Origin of the sequence: Streptomyces sp. NPDC008238, assembly GCF_042956445.1 — a bacterium.
In the GTDB taxonomy this organism is placed as follows: domain Bacteria; phylum Actinomycetota; class Actinomycetes; order Streptomycetales; family Streptomycetaceae; genus Actinacidiphila.
Genome location: NZ_JBIBGK010000002.1, coordinates 136,812 through 158,124 on the forward strand (window position 1 = coordinate 136,812; position 21,313 = coordinate 158,124).

The following is a 21,313-nucleotide window of genomic DNA, read 5'->3' on the forward strand; positions in this document are numbered from 1 at the left end:
CCGGTACGGCAGTCCCCGCGCACGGCCCGGTGCACCACGGCCGCCGCACCGGCGCAGTGGCACACCTGCCCGGACCGCCTCCCGGCCCCGGGCATCCGTGTCGCCGACCGGCCGTCAGTGACCGTCCGCCCGCGCCCCGTACACGCGCCCGGGGGGCTCCGCCGCCGCGAGCAGCTTCACGGCGGCCTCCCCCGCCTCCGCGGGCGACCAGCGGGCCCCCGGTCGGCGGTGGGCCCCGGACGCCAGCCCTCCATGACCGTGATGCGGCCGCCCTCGGCCTCGAAGACCCGTCCGGTGACCGCGGCGGAGGCGGCCGAGCCGAGCCAGACGACGAGCGGTGAGACGTTGTCCGGCGCCATGGCGTCGAAGGCCCCGCCCCCGGGCGCCGCCATGGTGTCGGCGAAGGCCGCCTCGGTCATCCGGGTCCGGGCCGCCGGGGCGACGGCGTTCACCCGCACCCCGTACCGCGCCAGTTCCGCGGCGGCCACCAGGGTCAGGCCGACGACGCCGGCCTTGGCCGCCGCGTAGTTGCCCTGCCCGACGCTGCCCAGCAACCCGGCGCCGGAGGTGGTGTTGACGATCCGCGCGTCAGGGGTGCGGCCCGCGCGGGCCTCGGCCCGCCAGTGCGCCGCCGCGTGCCTGAGCGGCAGGAAGTGGCCGGTGAGGTGGACCCGCAGGACGGCGTCCCAGTCGTCCGCGCCCAGGTTGACGAGCATCCGGTCGCGCAGGAAACCCGCGTTGTTGACGAGCGTGTCCAGCCTGCCGAAGGCCTCCAGCGCGGCGGCGACGAGGGACGCCGCACCCCGCGCGGTGGCGATGTCGCCGTCGTGGACGACGGCCTCGCCGCCCCGGGCGCGAATCTGCGCGGCGACCTCGTGGGCGGGCGCGGCCGAACTCCCGGCGCCGTCCGGCCCGGCGCCGAGGTCGTTGACCACGACCCGGGCGCCCTCGGCGGCGAACGCGAGCGCGTGCGCCCGGCCCAGCCCGCGCCCCGCACCGGTGACGGCGACCACGCGCCCGGCGCAGACACCCGTGGTGACGCCGTCCTCCGCCGTCATCCCGTTCCCCTTCCGTCTCCGACCCGGGCCGCGGCGAGGTACGCCGGGGCCTCCCCTCCGCCGTGCAGATGCAGGCTGGCGCCGCTGATGTAGCGGGCGCGGTCGGAGGCGAGGAAGACGCACGCGTCCCCCACCTCCGCCGGCTCGGCGAGCCGGCCGAGCGGCACCGTGCGCCCGACCGCGGCGACGCCGTCCTCGTCGCCGTAGTGCAGGTGCGCCGACTCCGTGCGGACCATGCCGAGCACCAGGGTGTTGACGCGGATCAGCGGGGCCCATTCGACGGCCATGGAGCGGGCCAGGCTCTCCAGCCCCGCCTTGGCGGCGCCGTAGGCCGCCGTGCCCGGTGAGGGGCGCCCGCCGCTGACGCTGCCGATCATCACGACCGCACCGCCACCGGGCTGACCGGCCATCACCGGGCGGACGGCGAGGGAGGCGTTGAGGGGCGCGAGCAGGTTGAGCTCGACGACCCGCGCGTGCCGTTCGGCGGCCGCCTCGCCGAGCATCCGGTACGGCGTCCCGCCCGCGTTGTTGACGAGGACGTCGATGCGGCCGTACGCCTCCCCCACGGCGCCGAGGACCTCGGCCGCGGCTGCGGGGTCGCGCAGGTCCACCGCGCGGAAGTCGGCCCCGTGCGGGGACTCGCGGGGCGGCGGACGGCGGGCGCAGACCACGACGCGGGCGCCGGCCTCCGCGAACGCCCGGGCGATGCCGGCGCCGACCCCCCGCGTGCCGCCGGCCACGACGGCGACCCGGTCCGACAGATCGACAGTCATGCTCACGCCGGAGTACCTTTCACCTAACAAACGTTTGGTGGAAAGGTAGCTGATCCGCGGATGACTGTCTCCGCCTCGCACCCCGAACCCGGCGTCGCCGCCGTCACCGTCGACCACCCGCCGGTCAACGCCCTTCCCGTGAGCGGCTGGTACGAACTGGCCGCCTCCCTGCGCGCGGCCGGCCGCGACCCGGACGTCCGCTGCGTCGTCCTGCGCGCCGAGGGACGCGGCTTCAACGCGGGCGTCGACCTCAAGGAGATGCAGCGCACCGCGGGCCACGCCGCCCTCGTCGGCGCCAACCGCGGCTGCCACGAGGCCTTCGCGGCCGTCTACGAGTGCGAGGTGCCCGTCGTCGCGGCCGTCCACGGCCACTGTCTGGGCGGCGGTATCGGCCTGGTCGGCAACGCGGACGCCGTCGTCGCCGCGCAGGACGCCACCTTCGGGCTGCCCGAACTCGACCGCGGCGCCCTGGGCGCGGCCACGCACCTGGCGCGCCTGGTCCCCCAGCACCTCATGCGCACGCTCTACTTCACCTCCCGCACCGTCACCGCCGGCGAACTCCACCGCCACGGCTCGGTCTGGCGGGTCGTGCCCCGCGGGGAGCTCGACGCCGCGGCCCTGGGCCTGGCCCACGAGATCGCCGCCAAGGACGGCCAGTTGCTCCGCCTCGCCAAGGCCGCCATCAACGGCATCGACCCCGTCGACGTCCGCCGCAGCTACCGCTTCGAGCAGGGCTTCACCTTCGAGGCCAACCTCATCGGCGTCGCGGACCGGCACCGCGATGCCTTCGTGTCCCGTACCGGTCCCGGTCCGGGTCCCGGATCGGGGGGACGGCCATGAGCGACAAGACCATGACCGCGGACGAGGCGGCCGCCGGGCTCCGCTCCGGGATGACCGTCGGCATCGGCGGCTGGGGCTCCCGCCGCAAGCCCATGGCCCTGGTGAAGGCCGTGCTGCGCTCCGGCGTCACCGACCTGACCGTCGTGTCCTTCGGGGGCCCGGACGTCGGACTGCTGGCGGCGGCGGGGCGGATACGCAGGCTGGTCACCGCCTTCGTCACACTGGACTCGATCCCCCTCGAACCGCACTTCCGCGCCGCCCGCGAAGGCGGCGCCCTCGAACTCACCGAGCTGGACGAGGCCATGATGATGTGGGGCCTGACCGCGGCCGCGCAGCGGCTGCCCTTCCTGCCGGTGCGCGCCGGGCTCGGCTCCGACGTGATGCGGGTCAACCCCTGCCTGCGGACATTCACCTCGCCGTACGACGACGGGGAGGAGCTGGTGGCCGTCCCCGCGCTGCACCTGGACGCCGCCCTGGTGCACCTCAACCGCGCCGACGCCCGCGGCAACGGCCAGTACCTGGGCCCGGACCCGTACTTCGACGACCTGTTCTGCGAGGCCGCGGACGCCGCATATGTGTCGTGCGAACGCGTCGTCGACACCGCCGACCTCCTCAGGGCGGCCTGTCCGCAGTCGCTCCTGGTCAAGCGGCAGTTCGTCACCGGGGTCGTCGAGGCCCCGCACGGCGCCCACTTCACCTCCTGCGTCCCGGACTACGACCGCGACGAGGAGTTCCAGCGGGAGTACGCCCGGGCCGCCGCCGATCCCGACGCCTGGGCGGCCTTCGCCGAACACCTGGTCCGGGGCGCGGCGAAGGAGCGGCCGTGAACCCCACCCGCGCCGAATACGCCGTCGTCGCCTGCGCCGAGGCGTGGCGTGGCGACGGCGAGATCCTGGCCGCCCCCATGGGCCTGATCCCCTCCCTGGGCGCGCGCCTGGCCCGGCTGACCTTCGCACCGGATCTGCTGCTCACCGACGGTGAGGCCCTCCTCCTGGACGCGGCGGGCGAGGTGGAGGGCTGGCTGCCCTACCGGCAGCACCTGGCGCTGGTCACCGGCGGCCGGCGGCACGTCATGATGGGCGCGAGCCAGCTCGACCGGTACGGCAACCAGAACATCTCGTGCATCGGCGACTGGCGCCGCCCCGCCCGGCAACTGCTGGGGGTGCGGGGCGCGCCCGTGAACACGCTCAACAACCCCACCAGCTACTGGGTGCCGCGGCACTCGCCCCGGGTCTTCGTCGGACGCGTCGACATGGTGTGCGGAGTCGGCCACGACAGGGCGGCCGCCGCCGGCCCGTCCGCCACCCGGTTCCACGACGTCCGCCGGGTCGTCAGCGACCTGGGCGTCTTCGACTTCGAGACCGCCGACCGCACGATGCGCGTCCGCTGCCTGCACCCCGGGGTCCGCCCGGCGGCCCTCCGGGAGGCCACCGGCTTCCCGCTGCCGGTCCCCGCGGACCCGCCGCGCACCCGCGAGCCCGCGGCCGAGGAGCTGCGGCTGATCCGTACCGTCCTCGACCCCGGAGGGCTGCGGGAACGGGAGGTGCGGGCCTGATGGACACCGCGCTGACCCGGCTCACCGGGGTCCGCCACCCCCTGGTGCAGACCGGCATGGGCTGGGTCGCCGGCCCCCGCCTGGTGTCGGCCACGGCGAACGCCGGCGCGCTCGGCATCCTCGCCTCGGCCACCATGACCCCGCAGCGGCTGCGCGAGGCCGTACGTGAGGTGCGCGAACGCACCCAGGGGGCGCCGTTCGGGGTCAACCTGCGGGCGGACGCGGGCGACGCGGCGGAACGGGTGCGCGTCATCGTCGAGGAGGGCGTCCGTGTCGCCTCCTTCGCGCTGGCCCCGTCCCGCGAGCTCATCGGCCGTCTCAAGGACGCGGGAGTCGTGGTCGTCCCCTCGGTCGGGGCGCGGCGGCACGCCGAGAAGGTCGCCGCCTGGGGCGCGGACGCCGTGATGGTGCAGGGCGGCGAGGGCGGCGGCCACACGGGGGACGTCGCCACCACCGTGCTGCTGCCCCAGGTGGTGGACGCCGTCGGCATTCCCGTGATCGCGGCGGGCGGCTTCTTCGACGGCCGGGGCCTGGCCGCCGCCCTGGCGTACGGCGCGGCGGGCGTCGGCATGGGCACCCGCTTCCTGCTCACCTCCGACAGCCCGGTGCCCGACGCGGTCAAGGCCCGCTACCTGGCCGCCTCGGTGCGGGACGTCGTCGTCACCGACCGCGTCGACGGGCTACCCCACCGCATGCTCCGCACCGAGCTGGTGGCCGCCCTGGAGCGCTCGGGCAGGGCGTCCGCCCTGCTGCGCGCGCTGCGGCACGCGGTGGCCTTCTGCCGCCTCTCGGGGCTGGGCCCGCGCGCCATGGTGCGCGACGGCCTGGCGATGCGGCACGGCAGGAAGCTGACCTGGAGTCAGACGCTGCTCGCCGCGAGCACGCCGATGATGCTGAAGTCCGCCATGGTCGACGGCCGCCCGGACCTGGGGGTGATGGCCGCCGGGCAGGTCGCGGGCGTGATCGACGACCTCCCTTCCTGCGCGGAGCTCGTCGCACGCGTCATGGCCGACGCCGAGCGCACCCTCGCCCGGCTGGCCGGACTCGCGGCACCCGCCTGAGCACCCCTGGCGGCCCCTCTCGCGCCCGTCCCGCCCCCGCACGGCACAGGTGGCCCGGCGACCCGGGACCACGCCCCCACGCGCCCGGCAGCCGTCGTCTCGGCGAGCGGGTGGACGACGCCGTCCAGGTACCCCACCCCCCAGCCGCGCCATCGTCCCGACGCCAGACAGACCAGCGACGGAGGAACGCCATGGACCGGCGACATACCCCGCGCGCCCCAAGACCTCGCCACGACCGGCACACGCCCTCGGGTGACGCCTCCCCCGAACCGGCCGCGCCATCGTCCCGCCCCGCGCATGCGCAGCCTCGCCGGTACCGCAGGCCACCCGCAGCCCGGCGCACGCCCCACGCCCGCCCGGGCCACCCCGAACGCGCCCGGGAAGCCGCGCCGCCGGCCCACGTCACCCGCCCGGGACCTCCTGCGGGCGAACGGGCCCACGGCGGTCACCCCACCGGTCGAGCCGCCCCCGGGGAGCGGCGCGCCGCCTTGATCACGTGGGTCACGGCTGTTGCCATGACGCACTATGGCGACGACGCATGAGCTGACGTCACCGGATGCCCGGCACCGCGCGCGCCACGCCGCACCGCCGCGCAGCCGCCCGCACTCCGGGGTCCTTCTGCTCGCCTGTCTGGCGGCGCTCTTCACCGTGGTCCAGCTCCTCCTGGTCGTCGCGCCCGGCATGGGCCTCGGCTGGGACGAGTCGGTCTACGTCAGCCAGGTCTCCGCGGACATCCCCTCGGCGTTCTTCAGCGCGCCCCGCTCCCGGGGCGTGCCGGCCCTAGTGGCGCCGGTGGCGCTGCTGACGGCCTCGACCCTCGCGCTCCGCGTCTACCTGGCGGTCCTGTCGGGCGCGGCCCTCTTCCTGGCCCTGTGGCTCTGGAAGCCGCTGCTGGGCACCCGGGTGGTGGCACTGGCCGGGCTGCTCTTCAGCGGACTGTGGGTGACGCTGCTGTACGGCCCCCAGGCGATGCCCAACCTCTGGGTCGCGCTGGTGGCCCTGATCGCGGTGGGCTGCTACCTGCGCGCGGCGGCGCCGGGCCGCACCGGCCGGGGTGCGCTCGCCGGGCTGGGCGCGGCGTTCGCCGCCCTCACCCTGCTGCGCCCGCACGACGCCGTCTGGCTGGCCCTGCCGTTGTGCGTCGCCGCGCTCTTCCTGCGCGGCCGGCGCCGCCTGGTGCTGCTCGCGGTGATCGCCGCCGGCGGGCTGCTGGGCGGCGCCCAGTGGGTCGTCGAGGCGTTCACCGCCTACGGCGGCGTCTTCGCCCGGATGGACCGCGCGAACGAGATCGAGGGCGGTCTCGGCTGGCACCTGGCCTTCGCCGACCAGCTGAGCACCCTGGACGCCTCGCACACGCTGTGCCGCCCCTGCGACGCCGTCTGGCAGCACAAGGGCGACGCCGTGTGGTGGTTCGTCCTGCCCGTCCTGGTGGCGGCCGGCGTCGCCCTCGCGGCACGACGTGAGGGGCAGGCGCCCGGTGCGCGGTTCCTGCCGGCCGTGTGCGGCCTGTCCCTGGCGCTGCCCTACCTGGTGCTCATCGACTACGCCGCGCCGCGTTTCCTGCTCCCGGCGTACGCCCTGCTCGCCCTGCCCGCGGCCCAGTGCCTCCTGCTGCTCCCCTCGCGGGTACGGCCGGCGCTGCGGCCGGCCGTCACCGGGACCGTGGTCGCGGTCGTGCTCGCGCAGCTCGTCACCCAGCAGATCGTGCTGCACCGCGCGGTGCGCAGCTCCACCATCGGCAACGGCGACTACGCGCGCATGGCCGCGGAACTGAACCGGCTCGGAGTGCGCCCGCCGTGCCTGGTCACCGGGCCGATGGCGACGCCCGTCGGCTACCAGGCCCGTTGCGCCTCCGGCCAAACCGCGGGGAACAACGAGAACATGACCGCGGCCGGCATCCTGCGGCTGGCCCGCACGCAGCCCGTCGCCGTCCTGACCCCCCGGGGCGGGCAGCCGCCGGCGTACGCGCGGGACTGGCCCTCCCGGCCGCTGCCGAACCTGAGCTACCACCCGGGCTACCGGGTGCACCTCTCCCCCCAGGTGACGGCCACAATGGGCGGGTGATCCCGGACGTCCGCCTGCCCTCCCCGCTGGTCGAGCTGCACGGCGACGAGCGGCTGACCGGGCGTGGCGTGCGCATCCTCCTCAAGCGGGACGACCTGATCCACCCCGACCTGCCCGGCAACAAGTGGCGCAAGCTCCACCTGAACCTGCGGGCCGCCCTCGACGGCGGCCACGGCCGACTGCTCACCTTCGGCGGCGCCTACTCCAACCACCTGCGCGCCACCGCGGCCGCGGGGCGGCTGCTGGGCATCGGGACCACGGGTGTCGTCCGCGGCGACGAACTGGCCGGCCGCCCGCTGAACCCCTCCCTGGCGCAGGCCGCCGCCGACGGGATGCGGTTGCACTTCGTCGACCGGGCCACCTACCGCCGCAAGGACGACCCGGAGGTCCTGGCAGCCCTCCTGGAGTGTCTGGGCCCCGCCTACGTCGTCCCCGAGGGCGGCAGCAACGCGGCGGCCGCACGGGGCTGCGCCGCGCTCGGTGAGGAGCTGCGCGGCCTGGCGGACGTCGTGGGCGTGGCCTGCGGGACGGGCGGCACCCTGGCGGGCCTGGCGGCCGGTCTTGACCCGGGGCAGCGGGCCATCGGGTTCCCGGTCCTCAAGGGCGGCGGATTCCTGGCCGGGGAGATACGCCGGCTCCAGGAGGCGGCCTTCGGCGGCCCGCGCGGCAGCTGGCTGCTGGACGACCGCTTCCACCACGGCGGCTACGCCCGTGTCTCGCCCGAGCTGCGGGCGTTCGCGGAGGACTTCGGCGCGCGGCACGGCTTCGTGCCGGACCTCGTCTACGTCGCGAAGATGCTCCACGGCCTGTACTCGCTGGCGCAGGAGGGTGCCTTCGCGCCGGGCACGACGGTCGCGGCCGTCGTGACAGGGCGGCCGACCGGTTAGCCTTGCTGGCATGATCCGAGCCGCGACCCCTGGCGACGTCCCGGAGATCCACGCGATGATCCGCGAACTCGCGGAGTACGAGAGGGAGCCGGACAGCGCGCGGGCCACCACGCAACAACTCCACGACGCGCTCTTCGGCGCGGATCCGGCCGTCTTCGCGCTCATGGCGGAGGACGACACCCTGGGCGCGCCCGTGGGCTTCGCGCTGTGGTTCCGGAACTTCTCCACCTGGACCGGGACCCACGGCGTCTACCTGGAGGACCTGTACGTGCGCCCCCATGCGCGCGGCGGCGGTCACGGCAAGGCGCTGCTCGCCGGTCTCGCCGCCATATGCGTCGAGCGGGGATACGAGCGCTTCGAATGGTCCGTGCTGGACTGGAACGAGCCGTCCCTCGCCTTCTACCGTGCGATGGGTGCCCGTCCCCAGGACGAATGGACGGTACAACGACTGACCGGCGAACCCCTTCACGACCTCGCTGAGCAGGCACGTGTCAACAAAGCGACATCTCTTTCGAATTGAGACCGCAGACCACTAGCGACGTTGCGTGCTCGTGCGCCTACTATGGGTGACAGCCGTGGGGTGCCGGGCCAGGGCCCGTCACGGCGGCGGCCGTGCTCCGTCCGGGCGACACCGGGGTACGGATCGCGATAGCGTCGCTGGCGAACCGAACCAGATCAGTGCAATGCCGATGAGGGCAGTGCGTGTGCCACCTTGGAGGTGAGGGTGTCCCAGATCGCAGGCGAGCCCGGGTCGAAGGACTTCGTCGAGGTCCGGCTGCCCGCGGCGGGGGCCTACCTGTCGGTGCTGCGTACGGCGACGGCAGGACTCGCGGCCCGCTTGGACTTCACCCTCGACGAGATCGAAGACCTGCGCATCGCCGTGGACGAGGCGTGCGCCATCCTGCTCCAGCAGGCCGTCCCGGGGTCCGTGCTGAGCTGCGTCTTCCGCCTGGTCGGGGACGCCCTGTGGGTGACCGTGTCGGCGCCCACGACCGACGGCCGCGCCCCGGAGCGTGACACCTTCGCCTGGACGGTGCTGTCCGCACTGGCCGGCGAGGTGGACTCCAGCGTGGCCGACGACAAGACCGTGAGCATCGCCCTGCACAAGAAGCGCGGTGCCGGACCGGGACAGCTGTAACGGGGGAATCGCCGTGAACGATCTGGAAGGCAGCACCCCGGAGGTGCGGGGCCGCCCCGTACCCGCCCCTGCGGCCCGGCCCCACGAGGCGCGGCCGCATCCCGGCACCGGGCCCGTGGCCGGCCTCGGGAGCAGTGACGCGGCCGGGCAGACGGATCAGGCGGATCGGGCGGATCGCATGGCGCAGGAGCAGCAGGAGCAGGACCACGAGCAGGAGCAGGAGCCGCACGGGCGCCATGAGTCCCACGACAGGGCCGGGGCCCGGGCGCTCTTCGTGGAGCTCAGCAAGCTCCCGCCGGGTTCCCCGGAGCGCGCCGAGCTGCGCAACCGGCTGGTCCGCATGCACCTGCCGCTGGTCGAGCACCTCGCCCGGCGGTTCCGCAACCGGGGCGAGCCGCTCGACGACCTGACGCAGGTGGCCACGATCGGGCTGATCAAGTCCGTGGACCGCTTCGACGTGGAGCGCGGGGTGGAGTTCTCCACCTACGCCACCCCGACCGTCGTCGGCGAGATCAAGCGGCATTTCCGCGACAAGGGGTGGGCGGTGCGCGTCCCGCGCCGTCTGCAGGAGCTGCGGCTCGCCCTGACGACGGCGACCGGCGAGCTCTCGCAGCAGCACGGGCGGGCGCCGACGGTGCACGAGCTGGCCGAGCACCTGAAGATCACGGAGGAGGAGGTCCTGGAGGGCCTCGAATCCGCCAACGCGTACAGCACGCTCTCCCTGGACGTGCCCGACACCGACGACGAGTCGCCGGCCGTCGCCGACACCCTAGGCGCCGAGGACGACGCGCTGGAGGGCGTGGAGTACCGGGAGTCGCTCAAGCCGCTGCTGGAGCAGCTGCCGCCGCGCGAGAAGAAGATCCTGCTGCTGCGCTTCTTCGGGAACATGACCCAGTCGCAGATCGCCCAGGAGGTCGGCATCTCCCAGATGCACGTCTCCCGGCTGCTGGCCCGCACGCTGGCCCAGCTGCGCGACAAGCTGCTGGTCGAGGAGTGACGGCCGGACGGAGGTGACGGCGGCGCCCGAGGGCGCCGCGGTTCACTGCTCGGCCGTGCGCCCGATCCCGAGGGCGTCGGTGGCCGCCGGGTGGACGAGGAGCACCAGCTCGGCGACGGCGGCCACTCCCAGCGCGGCGCCCGCCGCGATCATCGCGCCGCCCGCCTGCACCATCGTCCAGGCGACGGGGAGGGCGACGAGCTGGATGATCAGCGCCGGGCCGCGGCTCCAGCGGCGCGCGCGCCACAGGCCGTAGGCGGCCGCGAGCGGCATCGCCGCCAGCGCGAGGACGGTCACACCCCCGGCCTCCGCCTGGCGCGGGCTGTCGGGGTCGCCGAGGATCCCCACGACCAGCATCGCGATCCCCCAGGCCGCCAGGGCGGCGCCTTCCAGTGCCGCGACCGCGGCCGCCGCCGCGAGGCGGGGGGTGCGGCCCGGCTGCGTCGCGGGCTTCTCGTTGCCACTCACCCCAGCAGGGTAGCCGCCGTATCCGGACCACCAGGGGTGCGGCCCGGTACCGCCCGGTAGGTACCCTGGCGGGCATGCGCGCCCTTCTCGTGGTCAATCCAGCCGCCACCACCACCAGCGCCCGGACGCGTGACGTCCTCGCGCACGCGCTCGCCAGCGACCTGAAGCTGGAGGTCGCGGCGACCGAGTACCGGGGTCACGCCCGGGACCTCGCGCGCCAGGCCGCGGAGGGCGGCGAGATCGAGCTGGTCGTCGCCCTGGGCGGGGACGGCACGGTCAACGAGGTGGTCAACGGCCTGCTCCACAACGGCCCCGACCCGGACGGGCTGCCGAAGCTCGCGGTGGTCCCCGGCGGCTCCACGAACGTGTTCGCGCGCGCCCTGGGGCTGCCCAACGACGCCGTTGAGGCCACCGGCGCGCTGCTGGACGCCCTGCGCGAGCGCAGCTCCCGCACGGTCGGCCTGGGCCTGGTGAGCGGCACCCCGGGCACGGAGGACGAGGGCGTGCCGGCGCGCTGGTTCACCTTCTGCGCCGGGCTGGGCTTCGACGCGGGCGTGGTGGGCCGGGTGGAACAGCAGCGCGAGCACGGCAAGCGCTCGACGCACGCGCTCTACATACGCCAGGTCGTGCGCCAGTTCCTCGCCGACCCCAACCGGCGCGCCGGCGCGATCACCCTGGAGCGGCCCGGCGAGGACCCGGTGACCGACCTGGTGCTGACCCTCGTCTGCAACACCGCGCCGTGGACCTACCTGGGCAACCGGCCGATCTACGCGTCGCCACGCGCCTCCTTCGACACCGCCCTCGACGTGCTCGGACTGTCCCGGCTGTCCACCGCGGCGGTCGCCCGCTACGCCACCCAGCTGCTGCGTTCGACGCCCGAGCGCGGGCCCGAGGGCAAGCACGCGACCTCGCTGCACGATCTGACGGACTTCACCTTGCATTCGCAGGCGCCACTGCCGTTCCAGGTGGACGGAGACCACCTGGGACTGCGAATGAGCGCAACCTTCACAGGCGTACGCCGTGCACTGCGTGTGATTGTGTAAGCAGAAGGACACAAAGTCCTTTCACTCGAACGTTTAGACTGCCCTGCACCCCATGGAAGTACGGCTGTGACGGAGCCGACACCGAGGAATCAAAAAAAACTTTCTGGAAGGGGTTGTATCCGCAGCCCAGGTTTGCGAGGCTCTTCCTGGCGATCGGGACAGCCGCTCATCGGGCGTCCTCGGTAGCCGAATCCTCACCACTTCCCAGCGGGACCGCACCAGGAGACTGGGCGATGTCCCGTGTCGTGTTGGCGGATTCGTGAAAGCGTTCACATTCACAAGCAACTTGCATGCAACACAAGGAGATGGAGCAGCCATGGACTGGCGTCACAACGCCGTTTGCCGCGAGGAAGACCCCGAGCTCTTCTTCCCCATCGGCAACACCGGTCCTGCGCTGCTGCAGATCGAGGAAGCCAAGGCCGTCTGCCGCCGCTGCCCCGTGATGGAGCAGTGCCTGCAGTGGGCGCTGGAGACCGGCCAGGACGCCGGCGTGTGGGGTGGCCTCAGCGAGGACGAGCGTCGCGCAATGAAGCGCCGCGCCGCCCGCAACCGCGCCCGCAACGCCAGCGCCTGACGCACTCGCTTACCCCCGAGCCGCAGCGCGCAGCATCGCGACGCGAAGAGCCCCGGCCGCTCCCCGAGCGGCCGGGGCTTCGGCGTTCCCGGGGCCCGGCCGGCGGGCCGGCGTCAGCCCTCCAGCGGCAGTTCCAGGACGACCTTCGTACCGCGCTCCTCGGCCGGCACCATGTCGAAGGTGCCGCCCAACTCCCCCACCACCAGGGTCCGTACGATCTGCAGCCCCAGGTTGCCGGCCCGCTGCGGGTCGAACTCGGCGGGCAGGCCCCGCCCGTCGTCCCGCACCGCGATCCCCAGCTTCTGCCCGCGCCGCTCGGCGGCCACCTCGACGGTGCCCTGCTCGCCCGGCCCGAAGCCGTGCTCCAGGGCGTTCTGCAGCAGTTCGGTGAGGACCATCGACAGCGGCGTGGCCACCTCGGCCGTCAGGATCCCGAACCGTCCGCTGCGGCGCGTGGTGACCCGGCCCGGGGAGATCTCCGCGACCATCGCGAGCACGCGGTCGGCGATCTCGTCGAACTCCACGCACTCGTCGAGGTTCTGGGACAGCGTCTCGTGCACGATCGCGATCGAGCCGACCCGGCGGACCGCCTCCTCCAGCGCCTCGCGGCCCTTGTCGGAGTCCATCCGGCGGGCCTGCAGCCGCAACAGGGCAGCAACCGTCTGCAGGTTGTTCTTCACCCGGTGGTGGATCTCCCGGATGGTGGCGTCCTTGGTGATCAGCTCGCGCTCCCGGCGGCGCAGCTCGGTCACGTCGCGCAGCAGCACCAGGGAGCCGTTGTGCGTGCCCTTGGGGCTCAGCGGGATCGCCCGCAGCTGGATGACGCCGCCGTTGCCCTCGATCTCGGTCTCCCGCGGCGCCTTGCCGCCGGCGACGGTCACCAGGGCCTCGTGGCTCTTGCTCCGGGAGGGCGCGAGTTCGGCGGAGACCGAGCCCAGGTGGTGGCCGACGAGGTCGGCGGCCAGGCCGAGCCGGTGGTAGGCGGAGAGCGCGTTGGGGCTGGCGTACTGGACGACGCCCTCGGCGTCGAGCCGGATCAGGCCGTCGCCGACGCGCGGTGAGGCGTCCATGTCGACCTGCTCGGAGGGGAACGGGAAGCTGCCCGCCGCGATCATCTGCGCCAGGTCGGAGGCGCTCTGCAGGTAGGTCAGCTCCAGGCGGCTGGGGGTCCGTACGGTGAGCAGGTTGGTGTTGCGGGCGATCACGCCGAGGACCCGGCCGGCCCGGCGCACCGGGATGGACTCGACCCGGACCGGGACCTCCTCGCGCCACTCCGGGTCACCCTCCCGGACGATCCGGCCCTCGTCGAGCGCGGCGTCCAGCATCGGGCGGCGGCCGCGCGGCACCAGGTGGCCGACCATGTCGTCCTGGTACGACGTCGGGCCGGTGTTCGGCCGCATCTGGGCGACCGAAACGTAACGAGTCCCGTCACTGGTCGGCACCCACAGCACGAGGTCCGCGAAGGAGAGGTCGGAGAGCAGTTGCCACTCCGACACCAGCAGGTGGAGCCACTCGAGATCGGAATCGTCGAGGTCCGTGTGCTGGCGTACGAGATCGTTCATGGAGGGCACGCAAATGAGCGTACCCGCGCTCATGGCAGGGCCCGCCATCCGGTCTTCACAAAGGCCCTCGACGACCTATGATCTGACTGCGCCGGCTTATGGACAGGCATTAGTGGTCTAGTCCAGAATTGACGCACAACACGACTTCCACCCTTCCCGCACAGAAGGGTGGAGCGAGGCCGGGGCGCTCTCTGCCCTGACTGCGCCAGGCCTCACGGTCGGTCCTCACGGGCCGCGGGTACCGCACATCCCGCGCGCCACGGACCGACGGCAGCTCCGGGCTGCGGTGCTGGGCGGGCTGAGGGTCCCGTCCCGGCGCCGCGGCCCGAAGTGACGTCAGGGCACTTCCCGGCTCGCCGCCCGCCCGGTGGGCGGGTCCCAGCGGCTCTCGGCGCGTCTCAGCGCGTCTCCGTCACCTTCGCCAGGGCGCGCGGCGCGTCCGGGTCCTGGCCGCGGGCCATGGTGACCTCGTAGGCGAGCATCTGCAGCGGGAGGATCTCCAGGATCGGCTGCACCTCTTCGGCAACGCCCCCGGTCGGCAGGACGAAGCCTGCCGAGGCCGCGTCGACCGACGCCTGGTCGCCGATCACCACCAGGTCGGCCCCGCGGCCGCGGAGCCGGTCCAGGACCGGCCGGAGCGCCTCGCCGCCCTTGCCCTCCGTGACGATCGCGATGACCGGGGAGACGTTGTCGACCATGGCCAGCGGCCCGTGCAGCAGGTCGGCGCCGGAGAAGGACAGGGCCGGGATGTAGCTGGTCTCCATCAGCTTCAGCGCGGCCTCCTTCGCGGTCGGGTAGCCGTAGCCGCGCGAGGTGAGCACCAGGCGTTCGGCGAAGCGGTAGCGCGCGGCGAGCGTCCTGACCTCGTCCTGGCGGGCCAGGATCTGCTCCGCGAGCTCCGGCAGGACCTTGGCGGCGCTGCCGTCGCCGCCCCGCAGCCCCTCCACGAAGAGGTAGAGCGCGAGCAGTTCGGCCGTGTACGTCTTGGTCGCCGGCAGCGCCTTCTCGGGGCCGGCCAGGACGTCGATGTGGAACTCGGAGACCTCGGCCAGCGGGGAGTCGGCGTTGTTGGTGACCGCCAGGGTGATCGCACCGGCCTCGCGCGCGGCCCGGGTGGAGGCCACCAGGTCCGGCGAGCCGCCGGACTGGCTGACCGTGACGACCAGGCAGTCCGTCAGGTCGGGGCGGGCGCCGTACGCGGTGGTGGTGGACATGGAGGTCAGCCCGGCGGGCTTGCCCAGGACCACCTCCACCAGGTACTTCGCGTACAGGGCCGCGTTGTCGGAGGTGCCGCGCGCGGTGAGCAGGACGAAGCGCGGTCCGCGCGCGGCGATCTCCTCGGCGATCCGCCGGATCCGCGGGGCGCCCTCCTCGAGGATGCGGCGCAGCACGGCGGGCTGCTCGGCCATCTCGCCGGACATGATCCGGCCCGGCATCGGCTGCTGTCCGGTCGGCGTCGGGGCGGACATTCTCTGGGCCTCCAGATGGTGCGGAAGGGGTGGGGCCGCGGCGGACCTCAGTCGCCGGCCTCCTTGCCCGCGATGACCTCCGCGGCCGCCCGCCCGCACACGCGGGCGGCGCCGTGGGTCGCGATGTGCAGCGCCCCTGACGGTGCCGCCTGCGGAACGCCCATCTCCACCACCACCGTGTCCGGACGGGCGGCGAGCAGCGAGCCCAGCGCCTCGGCCATCCAGGGGTGACGGTGCACGTCACGCACCACTGCGACGATCCTACGAGCCCCCGCCGACCTCAGCACTTGTGCGGCCGAGGCGTCACCTTCGCGAAAGCTCCCGGTCACCGTGTCCGGGAAGATCCGGTCGAGTTCGGCGGCGACACCCCACGGGGTCTCGTCACCGACGGCGATGTTGGCGACCGGGGTGAAGGCGGCGACGTAGGGCGCCTCGGCGACCGGCAGGTAGCCGTCGGTGCGGGTGACGCGCAGCGCGCGGCGGGCCGCGACCAGGCCGATCCCGGGGTCCGGTGCCGCGGTCGCCCGCGCCGCGGAGTGCTCGGCGGCCCAGGCCGCCAGGCTCCGCACCCGTCCGGCGGCGTCGGCGAGCCGCGCCCGGGGCAGGTCGCCGTCGCGCACGGCGGCGACGATGGCGTCGCGCAGGGCGACCACCGTCTCCTCCTCGGCGAGGCCGCCGCCCACGCAGATGGCGTCGGCGCCGGCGGCGAGCGCCAGGACGGTGCCGCGCTCGATGCCGTAGGCGTCGGCGATGGCGCGCATCTCGATGCCGTCGGTGACGATCAGGCCGTCGTAGCCCAGTTCGTCGCGGAGCAGTCCGGTGAGCGCGGCGGGGCTGAGGGTGGCGGGGCGCTCCGGGTCGAGGGCGGGCACCAGGATGTGCGCGCTCATCACGGCCTTGCTGCCGGCGGCCAGGGCGGCCCGGAACGGGGCGAGTTCGCGGGCGCGCAGGGTCTCCGGGCTCACGTCCACCCGCGGAAGGGCGTGGTGGGAGTCGACGGAGGTGTCGCCGTGGCCCGGGAAGTGCTTGGTGCACGCGGCGACCCCGGCGGACTGCAGTCCCTCGACGTACGCCGCGGTGTGCCGGGCGACCAGCAGCGGATCGGAGCCGAAGGAGCGCACGCCGATGACCGGGTTGCGGGGGTCGGAGTTGACGTCCGCGGAGGGCGCCCAGTTGAGGTTGACCCCGCACTCGGCCAGCCGGCGGCCGAGTTCCGCAGCGACGTCGCGGGTCAGGGCGGTGTCGTCGACGGCGCCGAGGGCGAGGTTGCCGGGGAAGGAGGAGCCGCTGCGGGCCTCCAGCCGGGTCACGTCGCCGCCCTCCTCGTCGGCCGCGATCAGGACGTCGGGCCGTACGGCGCGCAGTTGCGCGGTGAGCGCGGCCAGTTGCCCGGGCGACTCGATGTTGCGGGCGAACAGGGCGACGGAGCCCAGTCCCTCGGCGAGCCTGCGCAGCAGCCACTCGGGCGCGGTGGTGCCGTGGAAGCCCGGCTGCAGGACGGTGAGGGCGTCGCGGACGAGGGCCTCGGTGTCCGCGGCGCCGTCGTGGATCTGGCTCAAGGTCTCGGTCATCCCTTCACCGCACCGGCGGTCAGTCCGGCGGCGACCTTGCGCTGCACGATCAGGAAGAAGACCACCACGGGCACGCCCATCATGGTCGAACCGGCCATCATCGGCGCGTAGTCCGTGCCCCGCGAGGTGACGAAGTTGCCGAGCCACACCGTGGCCGTCTGGTGCTCCTGGCTCATGATGAGCATCGCGTACAGGTACTCGTTCCAGGCCTGGATCAGCGCGTAGATCGAGGTGGCGACGAGACCCGGGGCGAGCAGCGGCAGAATGATCCGGAAGAAGGCACCCATCCGGGTGCAGCCGTCGACCATCGCCGACTCCTCCAGTTCCTTGGGGATGTTGACGATGAATCCGCGCAGGTTCCACACCGTGAAGGGGAGCACGAACGTCAGGTAGGTGACGATGAGCCCGGTGAGCTTGTCGATCTGGTCGATCTGGTTGAGCAGCAGGAAGACCGGGATGATCATCGCGACCAGCGGCACCATCTGCACGGCGAGGATCGCGACGATCACGGCCTTGCGGCCGCGGAAGACGAAGCGCGAGATGGCCAGCGCCGCCAGCAGCCCGATCACCAGGCCGAGGCCGACGGTGGAGCCGGAGACGATCAGGCTGCGGCCGACCGAGCCCCAGAAGTCGCCGACGTCCAGGGCGTCGGAGAAGTTCTGGAAGGACAGGCTGGTGGGGAAGAACTTGGGGTCGGGGTCGATCGCGTCCTTGGCGGGCTTGAACGCCGTGTTGAGCATCCAGTAGACCGGGAAGCCGGAGACCACCACGACCAGCAGGCCGAGCAGGTTGTAGACCGTCCGCCCCTTGCGCCGGGGCCGCCGGGCGGTGCGCGCCGCCGGAGCGGCGGCCGGCGCCCTCTCGGCGGGAGCCGTGTCGAGCATGGTCGTCACTCCACCTCTCCGATCTTGAGCATCTGGCGCATGTAGACGGCCATCACCCCGAGCAGGAGCAGCACCGTGACGACGGCGATGGCCGCGCCCGCGTCGTAGTCGTTGGCGACGAAGGCCTGGTCGTAGGAGTAGGTGGTGAGCACCTGGTACGCGGGCTCGGGGTGTCCGTCGCGCATCAGGAAGACCTGGGGGAAGACGCCCATGTCCCAGATGACCGACAGCGTCGTCAGCATGACGATGATCGGCTTGAGCACCGGCAGGGTGACGTGCCGGAAGACCTTGACCGGTCCGGCGCCGTCCATGCGGGCGGCCTCCTCCAGTTCCCTCGGCACCTGGGTGAGACCGGCGTGCAGGGTGATCGCGACGAACGGGATGGCGCCCCACACCACCATGAGGGCGATGACGAGGAAGCCCTGCTTGGTGTCGGTGAACCAGTTGTGGCCGCTGAAATCGGCCCCCGGCAGCCGGCTGAGCAGCCAGTTGAGGACGCCGTAGTCGCTGTCGAACATCCACTTGAAGATGGTGATGGCGACGACCACGGGCATCGCCCAGCTCGCCACCAGCACGATGTTGATCAGCGCCTTGACCCAGGGCGAGACCCGCTGCATCAGCAGCGCCACGCCCATGCCGACGACGAGCGTGAGGAGCACCGCCACGAGGGTGAAGAGCAGCGTGCGCAGGACGACGCCCCAGAAGACCGAGTCCCCCAGGACGTGGGTGTAGTTGGCGAATCCCTGCCAGTCGCCGGGCAGTCCCTGCCACAACTCGGCCTGGCCGTACTGCTTGAAGGAGAGGGTGACCAGCCGCACCAGCGGATAGCCGAGGACCAGCAGCAGGACGCCGATGGTCGGCGCGAGCAGGGTCCACGGGAGCGCGGCTCCGCCGAAGCGGCGCGGCTTCCGGTCCGGTCCCGCCGGCCGCGGGCGCGGCACCTCGTCCAGCGGTGTGTCAACGGCACTCATCATGTGCTCCTCGGGTACTCCAGTCCCTGGCGTCGCGCCGGGGCCGGCCGCCCTGGGGCGGCCGGCCGGCGTCGATCACTGTGTTGCCCGTGTGCCGGTCAGCCGGCGTTGATCACCGCGTTGATCTGCTCGTCCGCGGACTTGGCCGCGTCCTCGATCGAGGCCTTGCCGACCGCGATGTCGTTCAGCATGTTCTGCAGGATCTGCTTCTTCTCGACCTGCAGCCAGCCCGGGGCGGTGGGGACGAACCAGGTGTTCTCGTTGGCCCGGGCGGAGGCGGCCGTCGCCGGGTCGTCCTTCAGCGGGGCGAGCAGCGACTTGGCGTTGGGGAGGTTGCCCTTGGCGATCAGGACCTTCTGGGCCGCGCTGTCGGTGAAGCCGTTGATCCAGTCGGCGGCGAGGTCCTGCGCGGCGGACTTGACCGGGATGACCAGGTCGGAGCCGCCGATGAAGTTCGGCAGCAGCTCGCCGTTCGGGCCGGGCAGCGCGAAGGTCTCCAGGTTGTCCTTCAGCTTGCCGGTCTTGTCGGTCTTCGGGTCGGCGGCGGCGCCGCCCTCCCAGCTCGCGCCGTAGATGAGCGCGGACTTGCCCTGGCCGTAGACGATGTAGCGGTCGGACTCGTCCTTGTTCTTGTCGCCGTGGAAGTACGTGTCGAGGACGCCCTTCCAGGTCTTCAGGCCCTCGATGGACTTCGGGTCGGAGAGGGTGGCGGTCCACTTGCCGCCGTCCTCCTTGGCGACGTCGCCGCCGGCGTCCTTGACGAAGGCCAGCGCGGTGTACCAGTCGCGGCTGGGCTGGTACCAGGCGGAGAACTTGTCGCCGTTCTTCTTCTGGATCTTGTCGAGCGCGTCCGTCAGCTCGGCCCAGGTGGTCGGGGCCTTGGTGACGCCGGCCGCCTTGGCGACGTCCTTGCGCCAGGTGCCGACGCGGGCACCGGCGTAGTAAGGCACGCCGTAGGTCTTGCCGTTGTACGTCACCGAGCCCTCGAGGGCGTCCAGCCAGTCGCCGGAGTTCTCGAACTTGCTCTTGTCGATGGGCGCGAAGGCACCCTTGACGAGGTAGCCGAGGGTCTCGGTGTTGCCCATCTCCACGACGTCCGGCACCTTCTTGGTGGCGAGGACGGCGTCGAGCTTCTGGTTCTTGGCGGTCCACTCGTAGTACTCGTGGTGGATCTTGACGCCCTTGTGCTTGGCCGTGAAGGCGTCGTCCGCCTGCTTGACCAACTCGGGCCAGTTCTTCTGTGCGTCGACCGTCAGCCAGACGGTGATCTCCTTCGGCGCCGAGGCCTTGTCGGAGCCCTTGTCGTCCGAACCGCAGGCCGCAACGCCGGCGACCATGACGGCGACACCGATCGCCGCGATCAGCTTGCGCTTCACAACACCCTCCCCAGGGCAGTGAGTACCAAGTGGTGTAGACCAGTGACCGAAGCTTGGCCTAGACCTTTAGGGGTGTCAAGGGTGTATAAGAGCACCGGACGCGTCCGTTACCGGACCGACATCTGGGCTCGTAACGCGATATGAGCCCTGGCCGTGCCACCATGTGAGCCGCGAATGACGGAGGAGCCGGTGACGGCAGCACGACAGCACTCGGGAGCAGAGGCGATGGAGACCGACGGCGAGGCCGGCACGGCGGTGACGGAGACCGCGGAGGCGGCCGGGACCGCGGCCGGACGGACCGCGCGGGTGCCCAAGTACTACGGCCTGAAGCGCCATCTGCTCGAACTGACCCGGACGATGCCCCCCGGTTCCCCGGTGCCTCCCGAGCGCACCCTGGCCGCCGAGTTCGACACCTCGCGCACCACCGTGCGGCAGGCGCTGCAGGAACTGGTGGTCGAGGGCCGGCTGGAGCGCATCCAGGGCAAGGGCACCTTCGTCGCCAAGCCCAAGGTCTCCCAGGCGCTCCAACTCACCTCGTACACCGAGGACATGCGCGCCCAGGGCCTGGAACCGACCTCCCAGCTGCTCGACATCGGCTACATCACCGCCGACGACCGGCTGGCCGGACTGCTGGACATGAAGGCCGGCGGCCGCGTGCTGCGCATCGAGCGCCTGCGCCTGGCGAACGGCGAGCCGATGGCCATCGAGACCACCCACCTGTCGGCCAAGCGCTTCCCCGCGCTGCGCCGCAGCCTGGCGAAGTACACCTCGCTGTACACCGCGCTCGCCGAGGTCTACGACGTCCGGCTCGCCGAGGCGGAGGAGACGATCGAGACCTCGCTCGCCACCCCGCGCGAGGCGGGCCTGCTGGGCACGGACGTCGGCCTGCCGATGCTGCTGCTGTCCCGGCACTCGATCGACACCGGCGGCGAGCCCGTGGAGTGGGTGCGCTCGGTCTACCGCGGCGACCGCTACAAGTTCGTGGCGCGCCTGCAACGACCGTGACACCGGTGCCGTTCCCG

At 72.9% G+C, this 21,313-nt stretch carries 20 protein-coding genes and 1 pseudogene; 12 read left to right on the plus strand and 9 right to left on the minus strand.

All coding sequences use genetic code 11. The features are described from left to right. Positions 1-114: 114 nt before the first annotated feature. Both ACFZAU_RS05430 and ACFZAU_RS05435 read right to left on the minus strand, forming a co-directional pair. Positions 115-1,058, minus strand: a pseudogene (locus ACFZAU_RS05430) (SDR family oxidoreductase). Then, positions 1,055-1,831, minus strand: coding sequence for an SDR family oxidoreductase (locus ACFZAU_RS05435; protein WP_500551588.1), 777 nt, complete (start codon positions 1,829-1,831; stop codon positions 1,055-1,057). The pseudogene ACFZAU_RS05430 and the gene ACFZAU_RS05435 overlap by 4 nt, the downstream one beginning before the upstream one ends. A 60-nt stretch (positions 1,832-1,891) precedes the next feature. On the opposite strand from ACFZAU_RS05435, the gene ACFZAU_RS05440 reads away from it, so the two are divergent. The 9 genes from ACFZAU_RS05440 (at position 1,892) to ACFZAU_RS05480 (ending at position 10,373) form a co-directional block, all read left to right on the plus strand. Further along, the gene (locus ACFZAU_RS05440; RefSeq protein WP_500551204.1) at positions 1,892-2,671 is read left to right on the plus strand and encodes an enoyl-CoA hydratase family protein; all 780 of its coding nucleotides are present in this window, start codon (positions 1,892-1,894) and stop codon (positions 2,669-2,671) included. Beyond that, the gene (locus tag ACFZAU_RS05445; protein WP_500551205.1) at positions 2,668-3,498 is read left to right on the plus strand and encodes a CoA transferase subunit A; all 831 of its coding nucleotides are present in this window, start codon (positions 2,668-2,670) and stop codon (positions 3,496-3,498) included. The genes ACFZAU_RS05440 and ACFZAU_RS05445 overlap by 4 nt, the downstream gene beginning before the upstream one ends. After that, positions 3,495-4,226, plus strand: a complete 732-nt coding sequence (locus ACFZAU_RS05450) for a CoA-transferase subunit beta (protein ID WP_500551206.1) — start codon at positions 3,495-3,497, stop codon at positions 4,224-4,226. The genes ACFZAU_RS05445 and ACFZAU_RS05450 overlap by 4 nt, the downstream gene beginning before the upstream one ends. Next, complete coding sequence (locus ACFZAU_RS05455; protein ID WP_500551207.1) at positions 4,226-5,287, plus strand: NAD(P)H-dependent flavin oxidoreductase; 1,062 nt, start codon at positions 4,226-4,228, stop codon at positions 5,285-5,287. Before ACFZAU_RS05450 ends, ACFZAU_RS05455 begins: the two co-directional genes overlap by 1 nt. Positions 5,288-5,812: 525 nt before the next feature. Continuing rightward, the gene (locus ACFZAU_RS05460; protein ID WP_500551208.1) at positions 5,813-7,351 is read left to right on the plus strand and encodes a hypothetical protein; all 1,539 of its coding nucleotides are present in this window, start codon (positions 5,813-5,815) and stop codon (positions 7,349-7,351) included. After that, complete coding sequence (locus ACFZAU_RS05465; RefSeq protein WP_500551209.1) at positions 7,348-8,238, plus strand: 1-aminocyclopropane-1-carboxylate deaminase/D-cysteine desulfhydrase; 891 nt, start codon at positions 7,348-7,350, stop codon at positions 8,236-8,238. The genes ACFZAU_RS05460 and ACFZAU_RS05465 overlap by 4 nt, the downstream gene beginning before the upstream one ends. Before the next feature lie 10 nt (positions 8,239-8,248). Further along, complete coding sequence (locus ACFZAU_RS05470; protein ID WP_500551210.1) at positions 8,249-8,758, plus strand: GNAT family N-acetyltransferase; 510 nt, start codon at positions 8,249-8,251, stop codon at positions 8,756-8,758. Between the two features lie 204 nt (positions 8,759-8,962). After that, entirely contained in the window at positions 8,963-9,376 is a 414-nt protein-coding gene (locus ACFZAU_RS05475; RefSeq protein ID WP_319138557.1) for an ATP-binding protein, read from the plus strand. A 13-nt stretch (positions 9,377-9,389) separates the two neighbouring features. Continuing rightward, positions 9,390-10,373 carry an RNA polymerase sigma factor SigF gene (locus ACFZAU_RS05480; protein WP_499611658.1) on the plus strand — a complete coding sequence of 328 codons (984 nt, stop codon included), beginning with the start codon at positions 9,390-9,392 and terminating at the stop codon, positions 10,371-10,373. A 42-nt stretch (positions 10,374-10,415) separates the two neighbouring features. Here the strand turns inward: ACFZAU_RS05480 and ACFZAU_RS05485 are convergent, their stop codons facing one another. Further along, positions 10,416-10,841, minus strand: a complete 426-nt coding sequence (locus ACFZAU_RS05485; RefSeq protein ID WP_500551211.1) for a hypothetical protein — start codon at positions 10,839-10,841, stop codon at positions 10,416-10,418. A 74-nt stretch (positions 10,842-10,915) separates the two neighbouring features. On the opposite strand from ACFZAU_RS05485, the gene ACFZAU_RS05490 reads away from it, so the two are divergent. Continuing rightward, a complete protein-coding gene (locus tag ACFZAU_RS05490) occupies positions 10,916-11,884 on the plus strand; it encodes a diacylglycerol/lipid kinase family protein (RefSeq protein ID WP_499611653.1) in 969 nt (322 codons plus the stop codon). 316 nt (positions 11,885-12,200) lie between these two features. Then, positions 12,201-12,458, plus strand: coding sequence for a WhiB family transcriptional regulator (locus ACFZAU_RS05495; RefSeq protein WP_018563321.1), 258 nt, complete (start codon positions 12,201-12,203; stop codon positions 12,456-12,458). Positions 12,459-12,571: 113 nt separating this feature from the next. Here ACFZAU_RS05495 and ACFZAU_RS05500 read toward each other — a convergent pair whose 3' ends face one another. The 6 genes from ACFZAU_RS05500 to ACFZAU_RS05525 all read right to left on the minus strand — a co-directional run bounded on the left by ACFZAU_RS05500 (position 12,572) and on the right by ACFZAU_RS05525 (position 20,291). Next, positions 12,572-14,020 carry a sensor histidine kinase gene (locus ACFZAU_RS05500; RefSeq protein WP_499611652.1) on the minus strand — a complete coding sequence of 483 codons (1,449 nt, stop codon included), beginning with the start codon at positions 14,018-14,020 and terminating at the stop codon, positions 12,572-12,574. Positions 14,021-14,418: 398 nt separating this feature from the next. Next, positions 14,419-15,489, minus strand: a complete 1,071-nt coding sequence (locus ACFZAU_RS05505; protein WP_500551212.1) for an SIS domain-containing protein — start codon at positions 15,487-15,489, stop codon at positions 14,419-14,421. A 47-nt stretch (positions 15,490-15,536) separates the two neighbouring features. Beyond that, positions 15,537-17,060 carry a glycoside hydrolase family 3 protein gene (locus ACFZAU_RS05510; RefSeq protein ID WP_500551213.1) on the minus strand — a complete coding sequence of 508 codons (1,524 nt, stop codon included), beginning with the start codon at positions 17,058-17,060 and terminating at the stop codon, positions 15,537-15,539. Beyond that, a complete protein-coding gene (locus ACFZAU_RS05515; RefSeq protein WP_500551214.1) occupies positions 17,057-17,944 on the minus strand; it encodes a carbohydrate ABC transporter permease in 888 nt (295 codons plus the stop codon). The genes ACFZAU_RS05510 and ACFZAU_RS05515 overlap by 4 nt, the downstream gene beginning before the upstream one ends. A gap of 5 nt (positions 17,945-17,949) precedes the next feature. Beyond that, complete coding sequence (locus tag ACFZAU_RS05520; protein WP_499611645.1) at positions 17,950-18,915, minus strand: carbohydrate ABC transporter permease; 966 nt, start codon at positions 18,913-18,915, stop codon at positions 17,950-17,952. 98 nt (positions 18,916-19,013) lie between these two features. Further along, on the minus strand, positions 19,014-20,291 hold the full coding sequence (locus ACFZAU_RS05525) for an extracellular solute-binding protein (RefSeq protein WP_500551215.1): 1,278 nt from the start codon (positions 20,289-20,291) through the stop codon (positions 19,014-19,016). A gap of 225 nt (positions 20,292-20,516) precedes the next feature. Between ACFZAU_RS05525 and ACFZAU_RS05530 the strand changes: the two genes are divergently transcribed. Continuing rightward, the gene (locus tag ACFZAU_RS05530) at positions 20,517-21,296 is read left to right on the plus strand and encodes a GntR family transcriptional regulator (RefSeq protein WP_500551589.1); all 780 of its coding nucleotides are present in this window, start codon (positions 20,517-20,519) and stop codon (positions 21,294-21,296) included. Positions 21,297-21,313 lie beyond the last annotated feature (17 nt).